The following is a 23,140-nucleotide window of genomic DNA, read 5'->3' as shown; positions in this document are numbered from 1 at the left end:
CCGACGTGGTCGCTCGGGCTCAGCTGTCCGGCATACCAGTGGTGGCCCACTCGTCGGCAAAGTGCTCCATCTGCTTCAGGACCAGGTTCACCGCCTCCGCACGACGGTCCGGCGGGTAGCCGTGGCGAGCCAGCAAGCGCTTGATGGCGCTACGGAGACCAGCGCGGACCGGCTCTCGGGCAATCCAGTCCGGCTTGAGCTTCTTCTGGACCTCCGCGACGAGATCGCGGGCGATGCTCGCCAGGATCTCGTCGCCCATGAGTTCCTGCGCCGTGCTGTGCTCGGCCACAGCGTCGTAGAAGGCGAGCTCGCGCCAGTTCAGCGGCGGCTCGAACTTCTCGCCGCGCCTGGCATCCTCGACCACCTCCTTCGCCATCTCGACCAGCTTGGCGATGAGTTCGGCGCTCGTGTACTGCTGCCGCGTGTACCGAATCATGAGGTCCTGCAGGCGGTCGGAGAAGGCCGTACGGCGGACGATGTTGTGACGCGTGACCTCACGCATCTTCTGCTCGATGAGCCGCCGCAGTGCCTCCGCCGCGAGATGCGGAGTGTCGCTGCCCTGGAGCTTGGCGACGAGTGCGTCGTTGAGGTGCGTAAGGTCGGCCATCTCCAGGCCGGCCTCGGCGAACAGGTCCGATATCCCCCCGGTCTCGACCACAGAGGAGGTCAGCTGGGCGAGGTACAGCTCAACATCGCGGGCTACGGGCAGGCCGCGCGCCTCGCGCTCCGCTGCGTCGAGCTTGGCCATGTAGGCGCGGACCTCGACGAAGAACTGGATGTCCCGGCGCCAGGTCGGGTGGTCCGGGAAACGCTCGCCGATGTTCGTGGCACTGGCGGACAGAGCGTAGAAGCGCTCCAGGCGGTGGGAGTGGTCGCGGAAACGCCGGCCGACGGTCTGGCGCGGGTCGTCGAGCTTCTCCGGGTCGTTGCCGGGAGTACGCGGGTTCCGGAGGTACTCGGCGGCCCTGCCGGCGGCGTTGACGAACGCCTTCGCTGTCGGCTGTTCAAGACGCGCACGCCAGTTGAAGCCGCGCAGGATGTCGCTGAGGATGTCATACTCGTTGCGCAGTTCGTCCAGTGCACGGTCGAGGTCCTGGCCGAGGGTGCGGTCCTCCTGGTCGGCGTCCGTGTACTCGGCGATGGCCTTCTGCAGGTTCTCCGTCAGCGGCGCGTAGCCGACGAGAAGACCGTCCTCCTTGCCACGGAAGCGGCGGTTGACCCGGGCGAGGGCCTGCATCAGGTTTGCGCCCTTGAGCGGACGGTCCAGGTACATGGTGTGGACCGGCGGGGCGTCGAAGCCGGTCAGCAGCATGTTGTTGACGATGAGCAGCTCCAGCTCGTCGTCGGGGTCCTTGGCCCGATTGATGACCGCCTTGCGCTGGCCGTCGGGCAGCGCGTGGTCGAGCAGGTGGTCCTCGTCCTTGCGGGAGTTCGAGGAGAATACGATCTTCATCGCGCCCTTGGCGGGCTCGTCGCTGTGCCAGTCAGGCCGCAATTCGCGGAGGGCGTCGTAAACCTTGACGCAGATCTCACGGGTCGCGCAGACGACCATCGCCTTGCCCGCCGCCCCGCCTTTATCGGAGACCCCGACGAACGGCCGCATCCGCTCACGCCGCTGCTCCCAGTGCGCCACCAGATCCTCGGCGAGATCCCTGACACGGGCCGGCAAGCCGTACATGGCATTCATCGTGGCGACGGCCGTCTCGACCCTGCGGCGTTCGGTGTCGTCGAGGCCGTCGGTGATGCGGTCGGCCTCCTCGTCGATCTTCGTCGGGTCGACGTCCTTGCCGAGGGCGAGCTTGATGACCCGGCCCTCGTGGAAGACCTTGACCGTCGCGCCGTCGTCGGCGGCCCTCTTGAGGTCGTAGACATCGATGTAACCGCCGAAGACCTCGCGGGTGTTGCGGTCGGCCTCAGAAATCGGCGTTCCGGTGAAGGCGAGGAGCGTGGCGTGCGGGAGGGCGTCGCGGAGGTGGCGGGCGTAGCCGTCGAGGTTGTCGTAGTGGCTGCGGTGGGCTTCGTCGACGACGACCACGATGTTGCGCCGGTCGGAGAGCAACGGGTGGTCGGCCCCCGACTCCTTCTCCTCCTTGGTCTTACCGAACTTCTGCAGGGTGGTGAAGAGGATGCCGCCGGTCCGCTTGGCTGCGAGCTCCTCCCGCAGTTTGGCCCGGGTCGCGACCTGGAGGGGCGCACCCGGGAGGATCTCGCTCTCCAGGAAGGTGGAGTACAGCTGATCGTCGAGGTCGTTGCGGTCGGTGATGACGACCACGGTGGGGTTCAGCAGCGCCGGGTCGCTCATCACCATCGCCGTGGTGAGCACCATCTCCTCGGACTTGCCCGAGCCCTGCGTGTGCCAGACGACACCGGCCTTCCCGTTCCCGGCTGCCGCTTCGCGTACCTTCTCCGCGGCCCGGGTCACCGCGAAGTACTGGTGCGGCTTCGCGATGCGCTTCATCCGCTTGGACGGCACGAGGTTGATGAAGGACCGGCACAGGGAGAGGAACCGGGACTGGGTGAACAGCCCGTGCAGCGCCAGGTTCTGGCCCGAATCGGCCACTCCTTCGTCGTCCACGGCGAACGGGGTGACGCGGGCCCCGGTCTCGTCCGTGTTCCACGGCGCGAAGTGCTCGTACGGGGTGAAGGGCGTGCCGTACTTCGCGGTGACGCCGTCGGAAAGCAGCACCACCGCGTTGTAACGGAAGGCGGTCGGGAACTCCTTCACGTACCGGGCGACCTGGGCGTGCGCATCCTGAAGCGTGGCGCTCTCGTCGCCGGCGCGCTTCAGTTCCAGCACGGCGAGTGGGAGCCCGTTGACGTACAGAACGATGTCGAAGCGGCGCCGCTTCTCACCGTCGACGACGGTGACCTGGTTCAGCGCACGGTACGTGTTCCCGTCCGGGTCGGTGAGGTCGACTAGGCGGACGGTCGGGTTGTGCTCGGCGCCGAAGGTGTCGGTGTAGACGACGGAGCGGATGCCGGTGGTCAGGTAACCGTGGGCGGTGCGGTTCTCCTCGAACGTGTCCTGCGACTCCGGGGTCGCCGCGACACCGACGGCGTCACGGACGGCGTCCGGGGGCAGCTCGGGGTTGAGCCGCTCGATCGCCTCGCGGAGGTCCGAGTAGAGGATCAGGTCGTCCCACGACTTACGGTGCCCTGAGCCGGGGGCGAACTCGTTACCGGATGCCGGCAGCCAGGCCAACTCGGCGAGTTCGTCGAGGGCAAGTAACTCCCAGTCGGCTTCCAGGGGGCGGTGACTCGGGCCTCTTCTGCTTCCACGCTCGTCATCGTGCGTCATGTGTGGTCCTCGACAATCTTCTCGGCGTCTTTGACGCGAAGGTGGCCGGACATGAGCTGGGAGAGGAGGATGTCGCGGAGGGTTGAGAGATTCCTGTTCTCTCGGGCGCTTGTGATGGCCGCCGCGTGTAGAGGGGCTACTTTCTGGGCAAAGGCTGCAATCTCTGGCGCCTCGGGGAGCCGAATCTGCATGGCCTTGAAGTTCTTGCGACTCAGCTCCAGGAAGGTGGATCCGTTAGCCAAGCTGATCATTTCGTCCACACGCGAGCGCATCTCGTGCAGGAGCCACCAGCGCATGTCCTCGTTCGAAGGAATCACCACGATAAACCCCTGATTCACCGCCGCAGGAATCTGCGGCAAAGCAAAGGCGCCAATGGTGGCACGGGAGGTCATAAAGATCGATTGCACAGGATAAAGCTGAGAGGCGCAGTTCTCGAGACCATGTTCAGTGATGCTCCGACTCGTCTCGAACAGATACGGGGACAAGAGGGCTGTCACATCCGACGGAGTGGTCCAGGAGAATACGCCGCCCCAGTAGTCGTCTACCTTGGTACTCGGAGTTCCCCCGCCAGCAACCGTGGCAACGGAGCCGAAAGTCTCCTCGCTGAAATCGAGACTAATCGCCGCCTGGGCGAACAAGGAATCGCTTAGCTCAAGGGCCGTGACCGCGATGCGCTCGTTTACAGCGATCTTGTCATCCAGCACCCCGAGCGCAGCACCGATTCGTCGTTGCTCGTCCACGTTCGGGACTGACGGAAGCTTTAGGTCGCGGACCTGAGCAACACGCAAATGCGCCACAGTTGAACCGGACGCTTGGGCGTGCAAGAGATCCTGAACCGCGGGACTCAAGAGGAAGTAATGAAGGAAGCGTGAATCCGAGCGCAGCATGTTCGGACGCAGCAGCATTGTCCTCTGCCCGAGGCAGATTTGCATACCTTCTTCGATGCGGCCAACTCGCCCCACAGGGGCCTCGCGGGTGAGAATGATGTCACCCGCCCGAGGAATCGCGCGAGCCGTCCAGGTGTCGAAGGTCTCCTGGCTCACCAGCTTTGCTTCCGAGAGTCGAATTCGTCCATTAATAATGTGCGGCGTTCCGATGGCAAACCCTACGGTGCGTTCTCCAGGAGCGGCCTCGGGCGGCGTACGGTTCTTGCAGTCCACTACGAGCTCGCAGAGGTCTGCCAACGTCAACTCGTTCATCCGATGCCCTCCAGCTGCTCCCGAACCGTCTTCTCCAGCTCCGCCGACCTGTCGAACAACGCGAACAACTCCTCCGTCAGCGCAGCGATCCGCTCCCCCACCGCCTCCGTGCTCTCCTCCACCGCCTCCACAGCCCCCACATACCGCCCCGGTGTCAGCACGTACCCGTGCTCCCGGACCGTCGCGAGGTCGGCCGAGAAGCAGAACCCAGCCTCGTCCTCGTACGTAAGCCCCGCCTCACGAGCCGACCCCACACCCCGCCACGCGTGATAGGCACCAGCGATCTTCGCCAGGTCGGCCTCCGTCAGCACGCGCTCCGTCCGGTCCACCATCTCGCCCATGTTCCGGGCGTCGATGAACAGGATCTCGCCACGCCGGTCGTCCAGGCGCTTTGCGCCCTGCGGAGTCTTGTCCTTGGCCAGGAACCACAGACAGGCCGGGATCTGCGTCGTGCGGAACAGTTGGGAGGGCATGGCCACCATGCAGGCCACCAGGTCGGCCTCAACCAGTGCCTGACGGATCCCGCCCTCGCCGCTCTGCTGGGAGCTCATCGAACCGTTGGCCAGGACGATCCCGGCGGTACCGCGCTCGCCCAGCTTGGAGATCATGTGCTGGAGCCAGGCGTAGTTAGCGTTGGTCTTCGGCGGTACCCCGTACTTCCACCGCGGGTCGCTCTCGTCCCTCGCCCAGTCCTTGATGTTGAACGGCGGGTTGGCCATGACGAAGTCGGCCTTGAGGTCGGGGTGCTTGTCGTCGGCGAAGGTGTCGCCCCAGCGGGGAGCGAGGTTGCCGTCGATGCCGTGAATGGCGAGGTTCATCTTGCCCAGGCGCCAGGTGCGCTCGTTGAGCTCCTGGCCGAAAACCGAGATGTCGGCCTTGTGTGCGCGCCCGGCGTGGGCCTCGATGAACTTGGCCGCCTGGACGAACATGCCGCCCGAGCCGCACGCCGGGTCGTAGACCCGCCCCTGGTACGGCTCCAGGATCTCCACGATCAGCCGGACGACGGACTGCGGCGTGTAGAACTCGCCGCCCCTCTTGCCCTCGGCCCGAGCGAAGTTGCCGAGGAAGTACTCGTACACCTCACCCAGAACGTCCTGCGCCGGCTTGTCACCGCTGCCGCCGAAGCGGGCGTCGCTGATGAGGTCGACAAGTTCGCCGAGGCGCTTCTGGTCCACGTTGTCGCGGTTGAAGATCTTCGGCAGGACGCCGGTGAGCGAGGCGTTCTCACGCATGACGGAGTCCATCGCGTCGTCAAGCAGCTTGCCGACGCCCTGGCTCTTGGCGTGAGTGGCGATCCACGTCCAACGGGCGGTCTCCGGAACCCAGAAGACGTGGGCGCCGGTGTACTCGTCCCGGTCCTCCAGGAAGTCGTCCATCCGGTCCTCGGTGATGCCGTCATCGGCGAGTTCCGCGGCGAGCTCGGAGCGGCGCTCGTCGAAGGCGTCGGAGACGTACTTCAGGAAGATCAGGCCGAGGACGAACTCCTTGTACTGCGCGGCGTCGATGGAGCCGCGCAGCTTGTCAGCGGCCTTCCACAGGATCGCCTGGATCTCCTTGGCGGTGGAGGCGCTGAACAATTCCGCCTGTTCGGTGGGTTTCTTCACTGCGGTAGCCATGGGCAGACCGTCTCCTTCAGTCGTCGGTTCCGGGGAGGTGCTGGAGGGTGAGCGTGCCGTCGGCGATGCCGGCGGCGGTGAGGCGGACCAGGTCGTCGAGAGCGGCGGACTGCTCCCGCAGGAGGTGCGCGCGAGTCTCGATCTCCGCGAGCACGGAGTCGAAGCGTTCGGCCTCGCGCCCGCTCAGGTCGGGGATGAGGAGGTCTTCGATACCTCGCGAGGCCCGCACCGCGCCACTGGTACGCGCGTACTCGGCGGCGGCCGCCCGCAGCAGCGCTGCAAGTACCCGTGGCAGCACCGGCGGGTCGGCGTCGGGGTGGACGCGGAGGATACGGGCCGGGGCAGCCACCAGGGACAGACCCGCTTCGTCGACGTAGGTGCCGAAGCGGGGGCTCGTGGTGACGACGATGTCGCCCGGCTCGGTGAACAGGGCGTGCTCGTAGCCGGTGAGGAGGACTCCGCGGTCGATGCGGCGTCCGCCCGGGCGGGCGATGCCGAGGACCTCGTCGGGGGTGAGCACGGTGTAGTGGCCGTCTGCCCTGAGGTGTTCGTCGGCGAAACGGTGCCCGGGGCGTCGGCGCAGGCGCCGGTCGTCGACGAGCCGGCGGACGGTGGTGCGCCGCATGGGCTGGTCGTCGGGGCGCAGCACGGCATGGGCGCTCAGCGCCGCGCGCAGGTCGGCGCGCTGCCGGGCTTGCTCGTGCAGCTCCGTCAGGCGCTGCTCCAGGGCGCTGATGCGGACCGGACGCTCGATGACGCCCCGGGTGTAGCGGGCCATGGGCGGGGGGTGCTGGATGGTGAAGGCGGTGCCCGGCCGGTCATCGAGGTCCTTCGCGGGGACGATCAGCGCGTGGCGGGGTTCGTGGTGGCGGTCGCCGCGCCAGGAGGCGGCGCGCCAGATGGCGATGTCCTCGGCAAGCACGTCGAGAACCGTGTCGGTGAGCGGCTGCGCAGAGTAATCGGCGAGGAGGACCAGGCCCGTGCGGTGTTCCGCCGAGGTGCGGGCCAGCACCCAGAGGGCGGTGCGGTAGCCGGGACGGTAGGGGAACGCGCCGTCGGGCAGGCTCACCGCGGCCTTGAGTAAACCGTCCCGGAGGAAGGACCGGCGCAGACGGTCGGCCTCGCTGTGCCGGGGGAACGGGCGTACGAGCACATCGGCGGGGCCGAGAACGACGGCTGTCGAGCCTTCGTCGAGGTAGTCGGTGAGTGCCTGTACCTGTTCCAGGACGGCCTGTGGGCTGCGGTTCTCCCCCGACTCGTAGGGGAGGACGGAGACCAGCAGATGGGGGTATCCCCAGTCGTCGACGGGCAGGTCCTCCCCCTCGGTGACGCCGAGGTCGAACTCGTTCACGCCTCGGACGAGCATCCGGCGACGAACCAGGCGGGCCCGCACCGGGTCGGGGTCGGCGGCGAGGTAGGTGTGGCCGGAGTCCTCGGCGGCCCGGGCGTGCAGGGCGGCGAGCAGGTCGCCGGAGCGCGCGTGCGGGGCGGCGACGACGGAGCCTTCGTCGAGGGTGTCGACACCGGACAGCGCAGCGAGGGCGCGTACCACGGCCGGGGTGGGCTCGTCGGCGACCAGGTCGTGGGAGCCGAGGCGGCGGCGGGCCTCCAGGACCCAGTCGAAAGCCTCGGGTGCGGTGTAGGCGGCCTCGGTCAGCTCGTCAGCCAACACCGCCAGCTCGGGGCCGAGGCGGTCCGACTCCGGGACGGCCTGCAACTCGGCCGACAAGGACGTGTCCTCGGGATCGAGCTCGTCGGCCTGGGTGAGAACGGCGTCCCAGCTCTGGCCCGAGAGAGGAATGTCGAGTTGTTGGCGCAGGCAGATCAGCGCAGTCAGCGCCCCCACCAGAACGGAGGCGGAAAGGGCAGGCGTCCGCCAGGCAGCGAGGGTGTACAGGGCCAGTTCGGCCTGCAAACGGCGGGGTTCGGCGTTGCCGCGACCCGTCCTCGTCAACCAGTCGACGACCGCGCGCGCGTCGAACAGGGGCCGCCCTCCTTCGTGGGCGACGGGAGCGGGAAAGTCCGAATGCCTGCGGCTCCAGTTGGTGGGGACGGGCCGACGTACCTGGGCGAGGGTGGCGATTTCCGCATATGTGATCCGCCAGGCCGACGGCTCGGGCACGATGGGCGACACGGCTCCTTCGCGTGTGCTGGTCACCCGCTTCACTCCCCCTTCCGTACCGGTCCTGTTCGGGCATCCTCACCGGCCGATCAACGGGCTCTGAGGCTGGCAGAACCCTACAGCGAACACGACAAGGGCAACGAAAGGAAGCCTGATAACCCGGGTTATCAGGATCTCCAACGAGTTCCCAAGCCTTCCGGTCTCACTCTGGTGCTCGCACGACGCACCGACACCTGGTGCTCGCCACAGTCGAGATCCGGAGGTCTCCCCATGGCTGACAACGCTCCCATGACCAGTTCAGAACAGGATCAGCCTGCCGCGTCCCCTTCCACGACGCCCGCCTCGCAGGCTCCTGCCCCCGAGTCCGGGCCGCTCGCCGAGCTCGTGGAGGCACGTCTGGCTGCCGCGCCCCTCGGCGAACCCGTGAAGGCACTTGTGACCGAGGCACTCGGCAGCGCGCAAACCCCGGGGAATTCACCCGTGGGCCGGATCTTCCTCGACTCCGTCTCTGTGGAAGGTTTCCGCGGCATCGGCCCTCGGGCCTGGCTGAACCTCAGCCCCCGCCCGGGTGTCACCCTCGTCGTGGGCCGCAACGGCTCGGGGAAGTCCAGCATCGCCGAAGCAGTCGAGACGGCGTTCACCGGCACGAACATGCGTTGGCTCGGGCAGGACGCGACGCGCACCAGCAACTGGCGCAACCTTCACGGCGGGGCCAAGACGGAGATCGAGGTCAAGCTCGCCGTCGAGGGCGACACCGGCCGGAGCACGCTCACTCGTGCCTGGACCGGCCACAACATCACCGACTGCGTGGGCACGTTCCGGCGTCCGGGACACGGCGCGGTCTCCCTCGACCAGGCTGCATGGAAGCAGGCCCTGACGGACTACCGTCCCTTTCTGTCGTACGTCGACCTCGGCCGCATGATCAGCGGCAAGCCCTCCCAGATGTATGACTCCATCGCCACGATCCTCGGACTCGGGCAGCTAAGCGCCGCGTACAACCACCTTGGGCTGCAGGAGAAGGCGCTGGGCGACACGATCAAGGCGGCGAAGCACGAGCTGCCGGAGATCACGTCCGCGCTGTACGCACTTGAGGACGACGAGCGTGCGGTCCAGGCGCTAATCGCCATTGAGACGAAGGGCCGGCCTGACTTCGAGGCGCTGGACGGACTCGTGGCGGGCCTGCCCTTCGACGATGACGGTCTCCTCGCCGAACTGCGTGCCGCGGTCGACATGCGGGGACCTGACCTGGAGCAGGTCGGAGCAGCGGTGGACCGGCTGCGCGAGGCGCTCGCCGGAGTCGAGGATGTGCGCCTGACCGGTGCCGAGGACGCGTTGCAGCGCGTCGGCCTGCTGGAGAAGGCCCTGGCCCACAGCGACCGTCATCCCGACGAAGGGTCCTGCCCGGTCTGCGGCACCGAACGGGTCCTCGACGCCGCGTGGGCCGCCGACGCCGATGCCCAGATCACCCTGCTCCGGCAGGAGGCGAAGACCGCCGAGGACGCGCGTAGCGAACTGCGGTCGGCAGCACGGGCGGCTCAGAACCTCATCGAGACACCTCAGCGGATCCCGGTCGCCCTGACCGATCCCTGGAACGAATGGCTTGACTGCCGTGCGATCAGCGATCCGGCTCAGCTCGTGCAGCGCTTCCACGACACCGCCTTGACCCTGGCCGACGCCTGCGCCGCTGTGAAGGACAACGCCGTCCGGGAGTTGGAGAAGCGGGACGAACGGTGGCGTCAGCTCGTCACGCGCCTGGCGAGCTGGATGGAGAAGGCCCGCACCGCGGTGGACGCCGAGCCCCGGCTCGGCCCTGTCAGGAAGGCCCGCACCTGGGTCAAGGATCTCACCGCCGAGCTGCGAGAGAGGCGAATGGAGGGCTTCACCGGTCACTCCCAGCGGATCTGGGAGAAGCTTCGCCAGGAGAGCGACATCGACCTCAAGCGGGTGAGCCTCCAGGGCAGCGAGAGGGCCAACGTCCGCAAGCTCGTCATGGACGTCACCGTCGACAGGGAGGAGGCTTCGGCGCTGAGCGTCATGAGCCAGGGAGAGCAGCACTCTCTCGCGCTGTCCTTGTTCCTGCCCCGTGCGGCCACCGCCGACAGCCCGTTCGGCTTCATTGTCATCGATGACCCCGTGCAGTCCATGGACCCGGCCAAGGTCAACGGGCTCGCCCAGGTCCTACACAAGCTCGGCGAGCACCGGCAGGTGGTCGTGTTCACCCACGACACCCGGCTTCAGCGCGCTTTCACGACCCAGGAGTTGCCGGTCACGGTGTTCGAGATCGAGCGGGGCAAGGCGTCCAAGGTGAACGTCAAAGCGGTGACCGATCCGGTCCGCCAGGCGATCGCGGATGCCAGGGCTCTCGCCAGTACCGAGCGTCTTCCGGATGCGGCCCGCACCCACGTGCTTCCCGCACTGTGCCGGATCGCGCTGGAGAACGCCTTCGTCGAGGCGGCCTGGGTCCAGCACCTCCGCTCCGGGGGCTCTGAGCACGATCTGCAGTCCGCCGTGGCCGACGCGGACAAGCTCATGAAGATGGCCGCGCTGGCCTTCTTCGGCGATATCGGGCGCACCGGCGATGTCTACCGGGAGCTCCGCACCCGTTGCGGCCCGCGTGCGGTGGACCTCCTCAAGCAGTGTCAGAGCGGTGCCCACGCCACGGGGACCCGCATCGCCGACGCGCACCGCTTCGTGACCGAGATCAGCGAGCTCACGCAGAAGGTGCGCAAGACGGAGGTGGCAAAGTGACCGGCGCCGCTGGTACTTCGATCGACGAGCTGCTGCTGACAGCCGACCAGTTGCTCTCCGACCCCAGCGTCGAAGCCTCGGCGGCCGGTCGGCACCGTGGAGCCTCCCTCGCGCTGCGGACCGCCCTGGAGATCGCGGTCGATCGCACGCTCGACGCCGCGACGCCGGGACTGGCCGGCATCACCACGCGGGCGAAGATGCTCTGCCTGCGCTGCTACACCGCCGCGACCATCGCCCGGAGGGCCAACGTCGTCTGGTCGCACCTCTGCCTTGGGTGCCACTACCACCAGTACGAGATCGGCCCTACCCGAGACCAGGTCCGCTCATGGCGTGCGGAAGTTAGCGAACTGGTACAGGAATTGCCTCGTTGACCGAGACCCCCAGGCGGGCGATGGCATCGGCCACCGCGTCGGTGTAGGTGCCCGAGGCATACGGCGTTCGCAGCGATGATGCTTAACCTCCTTGACAGTCTGCCGTGTTCATCGATCGAGTGACGCCAGGCTGACTGCCAATGAAGCTCTCCCCGGTCCGGGCCTGCGGCGTTTACTCATGTGAGCAGCATCAGGCAGTCCCAGGCGGCGGGGCAGTCTGTCGGGATGAGGCCCGAGTAGTCGGCGAGGACCAGGGCGGTGCCGGCGGCGCCCGTCAGGAAGCCTGGTTCGCCCTGGGCTGAGTTGTTCGGCTGCTCGGAGAGGTGCTTGAGGGTGTCCGTGGCGACGAGGTGTTCCGCGGCTCGCCGGGCGACAGTGTTGGAGCCGGACTGCGCCGCGGTCTGCAGAACTCCTGCTGTGCCGTGGCAGAGTGCTGGGCCTTCGGTGTCCCATTGCGTGGACGGCCGTTCGCCCATGGTGGCCAGTGCACGTCGGCCGGCGTGGGCCAGAGTAGATTCCTTCAAGGCGTCGGCGGCGAGGGTGAGGGCGCTGCTGATGCCGGGGGCGCCGTAGCACCAGGCGTCCCGTCTTCCTGGGGTGTGCCGGGTTGTCGAGCCGGTGTCAAGGTCGTTGCCGCTCACGTACGGGGGCCAGGTGCCTGCTGGCTCCCGCCAGTTCTGGAGCCAGGTGGCGGCGGTGTGGATCGCGTCGGCTTGTCCGGGGCAGGTGTGGCCGGCGGTGTGTGCGATGGCGAGGGTGGCGAGCGGGCCAGCGACGCCGTGGGCGAGGCCGGTGGTGGCGGCGCCTGAGGGGTGCACGTGAACGGTCGGCGGGTGTTCGGTGGCGGGGAGCCACCAGCCTGGGCGGGAACCGTGTGGTGTGAGGATCATGTGCGTTAGTGCCTTCAGCGCGGCTCGCAGTCCGGGTTCGGCCTCGGTGCCGTAGCCGCGGAGGTGTGCGGCGAGCAGGACGCGGCCGATGCCGGCGAGTCCCTTGATCGCGTCGTAGACGGCCCACGGGGTGCCTTCGCCGAGTGCGGAGCGTTGGTGGTGGTGCTGGGCGAGGGCGTAGGCGCGGGCGCTGAGCCAGCGTGTTGCTCGGGGCAGCGTCTTGTCGTATGGGGTGCCGGGAAGGTAGCCGGTGCCGATGAGCAGAGAGGCCGCAAGTGCTCCCGGGCCGGTGTGGATTCCGTCCGGTGGTGCTTTTGCTGCCAGTTTGTGTGCCTGGTCCCAGTGGGCGATGGCGGCGGCTTCGGCGCCGGGGTCGGCTTGGGCGAGGTAGGCGTGTAGGAGAGCGGTGCCGGCGAGCCCGTAGCACAGGGTGGGCGCGGCGCGTGGCGAGACGCGGGCCGTGACGTACTCCGGGGCGCGAAGGGCCTGGGCGAGCTGTCGGGCGGTCTCGGCGGCGCGGGTCTGTAAGGGGGTCATGCTCGGCGGTGGAGGAGGTCGGCGGACAGTGTCCGGGCGATGCGTTCGGTTTCGGGGCCGCCAGCGAGGAGTCGGTTGGCGTGCATGTGGATGACATCGCTGGCGCAGCGGGCCGCGACTTGCGGGGCCAGGGTGTCGCGGTAGTCGGCCAGGGCGGCGCGCAACTCAGCGTGGGCGGTGGTCATTTCGGTGGGGATGAGCGAGGCGGCGCCGTCGCCGAGATGGGGCCGAAGGGCGTCGCGATGGCGTCGTTGGTCGGCGGTGAGGCGACCGGGGCGAAGAGCGGTTCTCTCCTGGCCGGGGGCGAGGCTGCGAGCGATGTCGGTGGCGCATGCCACGGCGAGGAGGAGACGTTCGTCCGGCGTCCGATGTACGGCTTGGAGGGCGAGTCGGCTGTCTGCGGTGAACACGGCCTCTGCCACGGTGATGGCGTCCGGGCCGCCGTACCGCTCGACCTCCTGCTCGTACGGCTCCAGGAGCAAGGTGCGTAGGAGGCCGGTGCGGTGTAGCGCGTCGGCGGCGTTGCTGAGTCGCGGTTGGATGCGGGTGGCGAGGGTGTGCGGGGTGCCGTGGAAGCGTAGGCGTAGGTGGGGGCCGAGGGCGGGGGTGGTGTAGCGGAGGAAGAACCAGCGGTCGGCGTCGCCGGTGAGATCGTCCAGGAGCGGGGCGAGGTGGGCCAGCAGGGTGTCGTGGAGGTGGCTGGGAGCTGCGAGGGCGGCGGAGAGCCATGTGCTGCCCGGCAGGTGGAAGGAGGCCGGTGGGTGCCGGCGCAGGGCGCGGCGGGGGTCGGGTGGCGTGGGTTGCGGGGTGTGGCGGCGGGTGAGCGGGACGACGAGGTCGATCAGGTGGCGTCCGGTCGGGCCGTCGACAGCGGCCAGTTGCTCGGGCGCGGCGAGGGGTTCGGCCAGCGTGCGGGTGCCGCGGCGGATGCTGCGGCGTAGGATTTCGCGCTCTTCGGCGTTGTCCAGGTCCAGCGGGAGGCGGCGGTCCACTTCCTCGGTGACCAGGACAGGCGGTGGGGTCGGCCGAGCGGAGGTGCGCCAGGTGGCGAGGTGCGCCTCGAAGGTGGCGCGGTCGTCAGCGGCGGCGGCCACGCGGGTGGGGAGGAGCCAGCGGGCAGGGGTGAGCAGCGTGTCGCGGTAGCGCACCCGCGGGGTGTGAGGGAAGGCGGCGAAAGGGCCCCAGTGCCACGGGTGCCAGGGGCGGGTGCCGGTGTGGCCGAGTAAGTGCAGCAGGTGGGCGGCCGGGGGCAGCAGCTTCGGGGCGAGGCGGCTGTAGAGCACGGGTATCACGGGCCGGTCGTGGCTTGTCGACCACAGCTGCAGGTGGTCGCCGGTGGTGCCCAGGGCGAGGTCGGCGGGGAGGAGGTCGTCGGGGCGGGTGGGCACGTCGAGGGGGATGCGCCAGGGCGCGGTGCCGGTCTCGACGGCGAGTGCGGTGGCGCGTACGGTACGGGACCGGCAGACGATCTCGGCGATCATGGGACCGTTCCCGGGATCGTGGGCTTCGTCGGGGGCAAGGTCCGGCAGGTAGCGGGTGAAGCGTCCTGGCGCGGCGCCGGCATCCTGGGAGCCGGTCGCGGGGCAGACGGCGATCTTCAGACCGGTGGCACCGTGGAGCAGTTGTATGTGGATCTCGGCAGTGCGGGGCGGTGGCAGGGGCGAGGGGTTGGCGAGGGGGTCGATGTCGTCCTCGGTGAGTACGAGTTCGTCGGCGCCTCCGATGAGCGTGTCGCTGAGCAGGCGGGCGAGTACCTCGGTGCGTTGTGGATCGAGACCTTCGTCCAAGCCCAGCGCATCCCTCGGACGAGGCTCGCCCAGGCCCGTTACGGGGTCGAGGACGTCGAGGAGAGTGACGAGGCGGTGCCGTCCGTACTCGGCGCAAAAACGCTGGTGGTAATCGGTCAGCGGCCCGGCGCGGTGCCCGATGCGCCAGAGCAGCGAGGCGGCTTCGGCCGCCCTGCGCGCCACCGAGGACGGCAGCGCGATGTTGGCATCCGCGAGGGTGTCGACGGCCAACTGGCGAGGGGAGTGGTGCAGGGCGTCGGCCAGGCCGGTTGCTTCGCGGAGTAGTTTGCGCCGGGGCATCGCTCCGGGCGGAAAGATGTCGGCGTTGTGCAGCAACTCGGCGAGGCGTTCGAGGTCGGGTCGGGCGGATGCCTCGGGTGGGAGCTTGGCCAGCACGTGGCGTAACGGGTCTACGCCCGAGCCGACCGGTAACAGATCGGTCAGCAGCAGCCCGGAGTTGATCATCTGCTGTACGGCATCGGCAACCCGCTCAGCGGGAGTGCTGGGGTGGCGAAGACTCAGCTCGGCAATGAGGTCGCCGGCGCGGGCGCCATCGTGGGCGGCGTGCAGCAGCCAGGTGGAGACTTCCGTGGCGCGTACGCTCGACCGCCGCGACCCATCCGGCGTGGGGTGTTCGATCTCCCATCGGTCCCCTCGGAGCCGCGCAAGGGTGGCGGAGGTGACGGTGAGCGCGTACAGCAGGCTGGGCTCGGTCCCGAGCAGCCGGTCGGTGACGGCTGCCAGCCAGGCCGGGTTCGGGGTGGTGAAAGGGCGGTGGTCCGCGCTCAACTGCAACGTTACCGTGAGCGCACCGAGAAGTGCGGGCGCTACTCCGGCGAAGACGCCGTGCGGGGTTGTCCGGGTCCGCGACCGCAGGTCGTAGGCGCGCCGTGTCATTCGTCCACGCGCGGTGGCCGCGGCGTCGGCCGCGCTCCGGCTGGCCAGGTAGATGCCCTCGTCCAGTATCCCGCGCTCTCCCGTGTCCTCGTCGTCCGAGGGCGCGAAGTACGGTCGCAGCGGGATCCTCGCCATCGCCATCGGCTGGCTATCGAACACTGTGCGCATCAAGCACCTCCGGATGCCCCGGGGCGGGCCGGACGCGCTTGAGCGCGTCCGGCCCTGGACACTGGTCAGTCGTCGGTCAGCAGCCGGTCGTCGGGCCCTGCGGCGGGGACTCGCCGCAGCCATCTCCGGTCGTGTCACCGTCGCCTTCGCCGCTGAGCCAGCTGCTCAGCACCCGGATGTCCTCACCGGTGGGGTCCAGCGCGAACGGGTCATCAACTGCGTTTGCCATGTCGTTCCCTCCCTTCAGCGCACGGGCTCCCAGGGCTCCGTTGCCCAGGAGCACGGTTCCGGGCCGTTCCCCTGTCCCGGGGCCAGCCCGAGTCTTCAGGTGCCGATCACCAGGCCGGCACTGGGCTTGTCCACGGTCACGACATCTCCCGCGGGGAAGCCCCGCCGGCCGCGGAAGTAGGCGCGCACGACCGGCTCACCGGCGTGCCGGGCCTCGCGATCGAAGCGGGAGACGGCAGCGGCCAGGCGTTCGCTCAGCTCCTCCCGGGCGGGGCCGTGGCCGATCACGCCGATCTCGAAGCCGTCCCGTTGGTGCTCCTGCGCGCGCAAGGTGAGGTAAGCCAGGGAATCGTCAGACCAGATGCACGCAGCACCAGTGCCCAGCACCCACCCGACCAGACCGCGGTCGTTCGCTTCCGAAGTTGCTCGCAGCCTGCCGTACGGAGCAACGGCGCCGGCCAGCCAGACATCCAGCCGCGGCAGCACGCGCTCGGATCCCGTCAGCTCCACGCCTGTCCACCACTCACACCGCGGCTCGGCGAACGCCTTGGTCAGCGCCGTGTCGTCGACCGCCTGGTCCTCGTCCACGACGAGCCGCACGTCGCTTCCGGCGAGCTGCACCGTGCGCGGGGCATGCGCGCTCACTCCTTGCATGGCCACGAAGCCGGAGCGGATGAGGGCATCGCTGCGCAGGTGATCATCCTCACGGGTGAAGGCGATCGTGCGGGACAGCGAGCGGAATCGCAGTGGCACCAGCAGTCGGCCGTCGTCGGCGAGTTGGTCGACCCACGGCGCAGGCAGGTCGGCGGCGCCTACGGTGACGATGATCCGATCGAATCCGCCGCTGGTTGCGTCGGAAGTCGGCTGGGCGCCGTCCGCGGTGATTACCTGAACGCGGTCGTAGCCGGTCGCGGCTAGCAAGCGCTGTGCCCTCGCGGTGATGTCGGGGTCGATGTCGATGCTTGTGACTTCGCCTTCCGGACCGGCCAGCTCGGACAGAAGCGCGGCGTTGCAGCCGCCCGAGCCGATCTCCAGTACCCGCATCCCAAGTGCCACCCGAGCTGCCTCAAGCATCCGGGCGTGCAGCCACGGTGCACTGACCGAACTGACCCACCGACCCTCGGTGGTACGTTTCGTGACCACTCCCTCAGGCGCTCCGTACACGTCCTCGGCCGGCACTTCGGGCGCGAAGCAGTGACGCGGTACGGCACGGAACGCAGCCTCCACCTCATCGGAGACGATGGCGCCCTGCTTCCGCAGCTCGGCGACCATCCCTTCACGCAACAGCTCTGCGGAATCCGAGTTGGTTTGGGTCTCGGTCACAGTTACATCCCTTTCTGGGCGTACACGTACTCATGCGAACGACCCCGCGTCACGTGGGGCACCGGTGTGCCGGAGGTTGATCCAGGCGGAGCTGCTCCGGCCGGGGAGGGCGGGAGCGGGTGGCTCGCTGGGGCAGGTTCATGGTGACGGTCAGCCGCCTTCCGTGTCCTGCGGTCGACGGGCGAGCCGCAAGAATTCGCCATCGAGTGCGCAGGACTGTGTGCTCACCGGGTGTGAAAGGGGTCTTGGTGGCGACGGGAGGGGAGGTGGGTGGCTGTTATTGCGTGGGCCGCTCGTTGGAGGTCGCGGAGGTAGGTGCGGAGGTTGATCTGGTCTGTGAGGGACTGGTTGGTGACAGCGGGGTGGTCGAGTACAAGGGCGACGAGTTCTTGCAGTTCGTGGCGGCGGTGGTGGTAGGTGTCGAGGACGCTTGTCTCGGCGTCGGCCCAGTCGCAGTAGTGCTGGTCCCGGTATGCGACGACGGTGTTGTGCGCAGCTGCGATCTTTCGTTCCCAGTCGACGTGGAGCAGGTCGCGGGCGAGCAGGCACAGGTCCATGTTCACCGCGCGGTAGCGCGCCAGCTCGGGTAGAACGGCGATGTGCTCGGGGAGTTCGTAGCGGCCGAGGAATTCGGCACTGTCGAGGACGGCTAAGCCTATGAGGGTGCGGCGGCGCTGGAGGACTTCGGTGAAGTCCGTGGCGCAGTGGGAGGCGGGTCGGGCGTTTTCCAGGCAGGCGAGAAGGTATCTCCGCCAATGGCTCTTGTATCGGCGTGTCCCCCGGTGGCTCATGGGGGCGGTGAGGGCATTAGTGCACAAGATGGCGGCGGTGTGCCATTGAGTGGAGGGAGGCGTTCGGGCGTCGATGGCGGCGACGAGGGTGCGGACGAATTCCGTGTGCTCGGCAAGGCGGAGGCCGTCAGGGGCTTCGAACACTTCCCTGATGAGGAGGTGCCAGGATGCCGCGTTCGTGACCCACAGGACTTCCGGGTAGAGGCCGTGGGTGCCATCTGGGAGATCGTCTCAGCGATGCCTGTGGAATGGATGAATCTGCGTGCCTGGGGGCCGGTGAGCAGCCCGGTGCCGACGAGCCAGCCGACGTGTTCGTCCGCAATGCGGTACTCGTCCGGATGGCGGGCGAGATCCTCGGGTATACCGAGCTGTTGGCGGGTGATCATCGTGGCTCCAGCGCAGGCAGATATTTGAGGCTCGGTTTCGAAACAGCACCCCGGGCCGATTTGCAGGGGCCGATCCCGGCGATCGCTGGGGTCGGTGCGTACGCTAATGAGATTCGGTTACGTCGCGTCCTGCTGGCCGCTCAAGGCAGAAGACCTCTCACGAGGTGACCTATTCACGGTGGGGGTATCCAGCGTTGGATCGGCGGCGAGGAGGGGGACGATGCGGTTCAGCCACTGGTCTTGGCGGCCCAACCTGAGCCGCGGATCGTCCTGCTCGCCAGCCGGACTGCTGGTGGCGTAGGCGGCGACGGGCTGGTCGCCGCGGGCCTGGTCTGCCAGCACGGTGACGAAGATGGCAACCACGGCGGCGCTGAGCCAGACGAACGGCCACAGGGAGAAGTCGTTCTGCTCCCGGACAGCCTTGTGGCGGCTCACCGGTCGTCACCGATCCTCACCGACGAGCCCGGGTGCGTTTCGGCGAGCAGCGGACGGACGCGCTCCAGCCACCGCTTGGCGTTCGACATCTCCTCGGTGGTGGGGAAGCAGTCGATGTCCGCCCAGACGCCGTTGAAGCGGTCGACGCCCAGGCCCGGTTCCTCGTCGGTGCCTTCGATGACCTGGGTGAAGAAGGCCACCGGGTCTTCGTAGGTAGCTTTGCGGCTGTCTCGGAATCCGCGGTGCCAGAAGCGGAAGCGGCGTGAAGGGGTCTGCCGGTCCGGACCGTTCTTCTCGGGAGCGTGGCCGAGGACCTCGGTGGCGATGCGGATCCCGCCCCAGGTGGCGTGGCCCTCGACGAACGGCATGACGGCGCGGCCGGCCAGGCCCCGCTGCTGAGGAAACGGGGTGCCGAAGGTCGCCAGGAGCTCGGGGGAACGGTGGTGCTGCGCGGGATGGATCAGCTCGTGCGCGAAGGCGAGCGTCAGCTCGTCGTGGTGGTAGATGCCGGCGTGGCGGGCGGAGTCCGGCATGAACCAGATCTCGCGTGTTCCGTCCGGCAGCGTCACCGTCCGTGGTCCGAACAGCATCCACGTCAGGCGCAGTCCCACGCCCTGCACGCGCAACTGCCGGTATGCGTTCTTCACCGCGAGCGGGTCCGGAGTCAGGGCACGGACTTCCTCGGCGAACATCCCGCGCATGTTGTCCATGACGCGCGTACGCCAAGCGCGCGGGTTGAACATACGGATCGTCAGCTCGGCGGGCAAGCCCATTCCGACGGTCTCAGCGACCAGGGGTTCGCACTGCGCGATGATGGTCCGCAGGCGATCGGCTAACTCGGAGTGCTCTTTTCCAGCCTGGTTGTCGATGTGGATACGGGTGGTGGTCATCGAAGATGTGCTCCTAGCCGGTACGGAAGGTCCATCAGGTGCAGGTGCTTGTACGGGGGTGGGGCAGGGATGGCGGCAGCGACGCCGGTGGCAGCGGATGCGGCCCTCGCGGACGCACAAGCTCATCCCGCTCTGTGGTCGAAGGCAGGGCTGACGTGATCGAGCCAGGAGCCCGGCGCAGCCGGGCCCGCCGGCGACGGCATCCGCCTGAAGCTGTCCTGGTCGGTGAACAAGAAGGACTCCAAAAGGTTCGCGTCGTACGAGGGTCGGGGACGGCATCGCGGAGAGGTTTGCCTGCTGCCCGCCGGGATGGGCAAAGGACCGGGGATGGTCCTCCTCGGGGAAGGTGAGGGCCCGGCATCCGGCGGGCAGCAGGAGCTTCAGCACCCGCGAATCGGGCGGGATCTGCACCACTGGTCACGGCACGGCGGATACACCGGCACACGGCGGGCGCGGAGATTCCACACCATGGGGATCAGGGGCGCGACCGGCAGAACTACGATCACCGGGCAACCCCCGTCCCCGGTCCCACGCTGCGGGCCGCCGTGCTCGCTGTTTCGGCGGGGAGATCGTCCAGGAGCACCGGCGTACAGTCGTGGACGATGGTGACCTCCCGCACCGCGAGCGTCCACCGCCGTCTGATAGGCGGGCTGGCGTAGGGGACCAGGCTCAGGCCGCTCTTCTGCCTGCTGGGAAGGGGCTTCAGCGTCTCCGGGTGGTAGACAAGGCCGCCGACACCCCAGCTCGATGTGCGCCCCACCAGCGCCGCGGAGTACTCCTGATCCAGATGCGGACAGTCCCGCACCGCCTCAAAAGCACACTCCTGGTGGACTGGAGGCTGGGTCATGCGCTCCCCATCAGCGATGGGCCTGGCTCCTGCCACCAGGAACAGCAGCGGCTCGCCCGCCGGCGCGGCCGGGGCGAAGCAGACCTGGCACAACCTCTCGTTCATCGCCTGCCGCTGCCGCGGCCCGTGCACGAGGCCGATCTGCGCACGCCCCTTGCCCTCCGCCTGCGGAATCCGCTTCCACAGCAGACCGCGATGGCGGTCCGCCGGCTGCTCGTCCGCGAATCCGATTCCCTCACCGCCGAGGAAAGGAAGCCATCGCCGCATCACGGGCGTGGAAAGCGGCGCTTCACCCGTCCACGGAGCGATCGCAGGCACCCGCAAGCCGTGCTGGTAACGCTGTTCCCGCGGTGTCATAACGCCCCCTGAGCTGTGCAATACCTGCGGTTCGGGCTGATGATGCTGCCGTCGGGAAGCAACTCGCCGGTGTCGTCGAAGAGGAGCACCCCGTTGCACAGCAAGCTCCAGCCCGCCACGAAGTCGCTCGTCAGGCTCTTGGCCGCGTCGCGGTCGGGCGACTGCGAAGACGGACAGGGCGGGTCATGTCTACACATGCTGGACCTCCCGTGCGGCTTGCGCCTGCGGCGTCGCTTCCGGTTCGCTGCGGGCCGCGATGCTGCTGCGGGGGGACGTGTTCCCGGAGCGTTCGCACCGAGCACCTCCTCGATCGCGTCGAGACTGGTCGTCCATTCCGTGCCGCCGGCCGCCGGACGCAGCCACGCCACCGGCGGCGTCACCGGCACCTTGAAGACCGGCTCCAGGCGGATGTCGTCTACGTCGGGCGCCACCGCACGCAGAACCCCGATCTGGCCACCGTGCTCGGTGTCGGCTACCAACTGGCCGAGCAACGGATGTGACTGGTGTCCCATGTCAATCTGCGTCGTTGCCGCCATGGCTTTCATCACTCCCTCGGCCTTCACCGACATGCAGCTGCACTCACCGTCCTCGGAGCCCTCAGATGGCTGCGCACTGCCGTACGTGTGGGATGCAGCCGGGTGCCAGGGTCCGGGTCGAGTTGTCGTTCCGTCCCGGCTTCCGAGACGAGAGAGGTTCCTTGAGAGGCCAGAGGCAGGCAACTGGCATCCGTCACAGTTCCTGGGGACGGGCGTGGTCGGTCACAGTTTTTGTCGCAGATATGTGATGCGCGTGCGAATCTTTGCCAGACTAGGAGCGGCGCCGGGCAATCGTTCCGAGAGGAGGCGACAGCCGTGGATGGAGACAAGCGGACACATGGTCCTTCGTGTGCACGCCGCTTACGCACTCAAGGCACTTCCGAGGGGCGGACGGTCCAGGAAATCGCTGAGACGATTCAGCATCACTGCTCCGTCTCCCTGTTGCGTGCGCACCGTCTCGCTCGGGGACTCACCTTGAAGAACGTGGCAGAGAATCTCCGAATCCTGGGAGCAGGATACGGAGATGAAGCCCCGAAACCTGACGCGATCCAACTTGGATACTGGGAAACCGGAAAGAATCATCCCAAACCCGTGACGGTTGGCCTGCTGTGTTCCTTCTATAAATCCACGCCTGACGAACTCGGCTTCGCAAGTACTGCGGCAGTAAAAACACTTGTACCGTCTGGTGCCGCTGGGATTCAGGCGGGTTCAACGCCCGGCGAGTCTTTTGGTCAGCGCCTTGATACTGCACGGCGTGAAACAGACCGAACGCTGGCCTCCGCCAGCGTCACCCCTGCTCAACTCGATCTACTCGACGAGCGGGTCGGATGGGCTCGACATCAGTACCTGTATACGCCTCCGGCGCCCATCCTCGAAACGCTCCTCAGCCTCCTTGCGGACATCGACGATCTGGCCGGGGACCGGCAACCGGCTGCGGTCCAGGTTCGGCTGTCAGAACTCACGGCGATACTCGCGACGCTGATCGCCGATGCCTTGATGAAGCTCGGTGATTTGACCAGGTCCCAAGCCTGGTACGGCACCGCACGTGCCGCCGCGGATGACAGCGGCAACGTGGAGTTGCGGGCGAGGGTAAGGGCGCAGGCCGCGATGCTGCCGTTCTATTACGGCCCCCTCGAAGTCGCGGTCACCCTTACTCGCGAAGCACGGATGATCACTCGTGGCCGGCCATCAGCCACCACCGCCTTCGCCGCAGCCGCGGAGGCTCGTGCTCTTGCGAAGTTGGGCGATCGCTACGACGCGCAGCGTGCGCTCCGTCTCGCGGCCGATCTGTTCGAACAGATCGGACCGAGTGGAGACGCGGACGACGCATTCTCCTTCCCCGAGCGACGGTTTCTCCTGTACCGGAGTGGGGCGTTGACTGCCATCGGGGACACCGCACAGGCGCGGCGAGTGCAGGCGCAAGCCTTGGAGCTCTACCCGACCAGAACGGGCATCGATCCGGCACTGCTCCAACTGGAAGCGGCGATCTGCAGCGCCCTCGACCGCCTCCCCACCGACGCCTGCGATCTCGCCGGTTCGGCCATCCTGACGATCCTTCCCGCCTATCAGACACCAATCCTGCGAGCACGGGCTCACGAGGTGATCCGAGCGCTTCCACCCCCGACCCGCAGCAGCCGTCCAGCGCGTGAACTGCGGGAGATCCTGGCCCTCCCTCCTGGCACGATGTGACAAGGGTGCCCGCGGTAGGCGACCT

The 23,140-nt window shown here is 68.0% G+C and carries 16 protein-coding genes; 3 read left to right on the top strand and 13 right to left on the bottom strand.

Annotation, left to right across the window (positions count from 1 at the left end):
• Nucleotides 1-19: 19 nt before the first annotated feature.
• Genes CXR04_RS20285 through CXR04_RS20270 form a run of 4 tightly spaced genes read right to left on the bottom strand, consistent with a single transcriptional unit; the run spans nucleotide 20 to nucleotide 8,271 of the window.
• Nucleotides 20-3,298 carry a type I restriction endonuclease subunit R gene (locus CXR04_RS20285; RefSeq protein WP_101423768.1) on the bottom strand — a complete coding sequence of 1,093 codons (3,279 nt, stop codon included), beginning with the start codon at nucleotides 3,296-3,298 and terminating at the stop codon, nucleotides 20-22.
• On the bottom strand, nucleotides 3,295-4,497 hold the full coding sequence (locus CXR04_RS20280; RefSeq protein ID WP_101423767.1) for a restriction endonuclease subunit S: 1,203 nt from the start codon (nucleotides 4,495-4,497) through the stop codon (nucleotides 3,295-3,297). Before CXR04_RS20280 ends, CXR04_RS20285 begins: the two co-directional genes overlap by 4 nt.
• Nucleotides 4,494-6,113 (bottom strand): class I SAM-dependent DNA methyltransferase, encoded by a 1,620-nt coding sequence (locus tag CXR04_RS20275; RefSeq protein WP_101423766.1) that lies wholly within the window; start codon nucleotides 6,111-6,113, stop codon nucleotides 4,494-4,496. Before CXR04_RS20275 ends, CXR04_RS20280 begins: the two co-directional genes overlap by 4 nt.
• 16 nt (nucleotides 6,114-6,129) lie before the next feature.
• Nucleotides 6,130-8,271 (bottom strand): SAM-dependent DNA methyltransferase, encoded by a 2,142-nt coding sequence (locus CXR04_RS20270; RefSeq protein WP_101426493.1) that lies wholly within the window; start codon nucleotides 8,269-8,271, stop codon nucleotides 6,130-6,132.
• Nucleotides 8,272-8,505: 234 nt separating this feature from the next.
• On the opposite strand from CXR04_RS20270, the gene CXR04_RS20265 reads away from it, so the two are divergent.
• Both CXR04_RS20265 and CXR04_RS20260 read left to right on the top strand, forming a co-directional pair.
• Nucleotides 8,506-10,983 (top strand): AAA family ATPase, encoded by a 2,478-nt coding sequence (locus tag CXR04_RS20265; protein ID WP_234380356.1) that lies wholly within the window; start codon nucleotides 8,506-8,508, stop codon nucleotides 10,981-10,983.
• Nucleotides 10,980-11,354 carry a hypothetical protein gene (locus CXR04_RS20260; RefSeq protein ID WP_101423765.1) on the top strand — a complete coding sequence of 125 codons (375 nt, stop codon included), beginning with the start codon at nucleotides 10,980-10,982 and terminating at the stop codon, nucleotides 11,352-11,354. Before CXR04_RS20265 ends, CXR04_RS20260 begins: the two co-directional genes overlap by 4 nt.
• A gap of 176 nt (nucleotides 11,355-11,530) precedes the next feature.
• Here CXR04_RS20260 and CXR04_RS20255 read toward each other — a convergent pair whose 3' ends face one another.
• The 9 genes from CXR04_RS20255 to CXR04_RS20220 all read right to left on the bottom strand — a co-directional run bounded on the left by CXR04_RS20255 (nucleotide 11,531) and on the right by CXR04_RS20220 (nucleotide 21,087).
• On the bottom strand, nucleotides 11,531-12,781 hold the full coding sequence (locus tag CXR04_RS20255) for a lanthionine synthetase C family protein (protein WP_101423764.1): 1,251 nt from the start codon (nucleotides 12,779-12,781) through the stop codon (nucleotides 11,531-11,533).
• Nucleotides 12,778-15,633 (bottom strand): lantibiotic dehydratase, encoded by a 2,856-nt coding sequence (locus CXR04_RS20250; protein ID WP_159072359.1) that lies wholly within the window; start codon nucleotides 15,631-15,633, stop codon nucleotides 12,778-12,780. The genes CXR04_RS20255 and CXR04_RS20250 overlap by 4 nt, the downstream gene beginning before the upstream one ends.
• 76 nt (nucleotides 15,634-15,709) lie before the next feature.
• Nucleotides 15,710-15,862, bottom strand: coding sequence for a hypothetical protein (locus CXR04_RS35285; RefSeq protein ID WP_199850493.1), 153 nt, complete (start codon nucleotides 15,860-15,862; stop codon nucleotides 15,710-15,712).
• Between the two features lie 95 nt (nucleotides 15,863-15,957).
• Nucleotides 15,958-17,184, bottom strand: coding sequence for a methyltransferase, FxLD system (gene fxlM / locus CXR04_RS20245; protein ID WP_101423762.1), 1,227 nt, complete (start codon nucleotides 17,182-17,184; stop codon nucleotides 15,958-15,960).
• A 224-nt stretch (nucleotides 17,185-17,408) separates the two neighbouring features.
• Nucleotides 17,409-18,119 (bottom strand): terpene synthase family protein, encoded by a 711-nt coding sequence (locus CXR04_RS20240; RefSeq protein WP_101423761.1) that lies wholly within the window; start codon nucleotides 18,117-18,119, stop codon nucleotides 17,409-17,411.
• 359 nt (nucleotides 18,120-18,478) lie between these two features.
• Complete coding sequence (locus CXR04_RS20235) at nucleotides 18,479-18,796, bottom strand: hypothetical protein (protein WP_101423760.1); 318 nt, start codon at nucleotides 18,794-18,796, stop codon at nucleotides 18,479-18,481.
• Nucleotides 18,793-19,686 carry a hypothetical protein gene (locus CXR04_RS20230; protein ID WP_159072358.1) on the bottom strand — a complete coding sequence of 298 codons (894 nt, stop codon included), beginning with the start codon at nucleotides 19,684-19,686 and terminating at the stop codon, nucleotides 18,793-18,795. Before CXR04_RS20230 ends, CXR04_RS20235 begins: the two co-directional genes overlap by 4 nt.
• Nucleotides 19,687-20,188: 502 nt before the next feature.
• A complete protein-coding gene (locus tag CXR04_RS20225) occupies nucleotides 20,189-20,890 on the bottom strand; it encodes a hypothetical protein (RefSeq protein ID WP_159072357.1) in 702 nt (233 codons plus the stop codon).
• On the bottom strand, nucleotides 20,887-21,087 hold the full coding sequence (locus CXR04_RS20220; protein WP_101426491.1) for a DUF5999 family protein: 201 nt from the start codon (nucleotides 21,085-21,087) through the stop codon (nucleotides 20,887-20,889). The genes CXR04_RS20225 and CXR04_RS20220 overlap by 4 nt, the downstream gene beginning before the upstream one ends.
• 822 nt (nucleotides 21,088-21,909) lie before the next feature.
• Between CXR04_RS20220 and CXR04_RS20215 the strand changes: the two genes are divergently transcribed.
• Entirely contained in the window at nucleotides 21,910-23,115 is a 1,206-nt protein-coding gene (locus tag CXR04_RS20215) for an XRE family transcriptional regulator (protein ID WP_234380793.1), read from the top strand.
• Nucleotides 23,116-23,140: the final 25 nt, after the last annotated feature.

It is taken from the genome of Streptomyces sp. CMB-StM0423 (assembly GCF_002847285.1).
Taxonomy (GTDB): domain Bacteria; phylum Actinomycetota; class Actinomycetes; order Streptomycetales; family Streptomycetaceae; genus Streptomyces.
The sequence above is the reverse complement of the archived record's forward strand: the minus strand, read 5'-3'. Positions and strand labels throughout refer to the sequence as shown.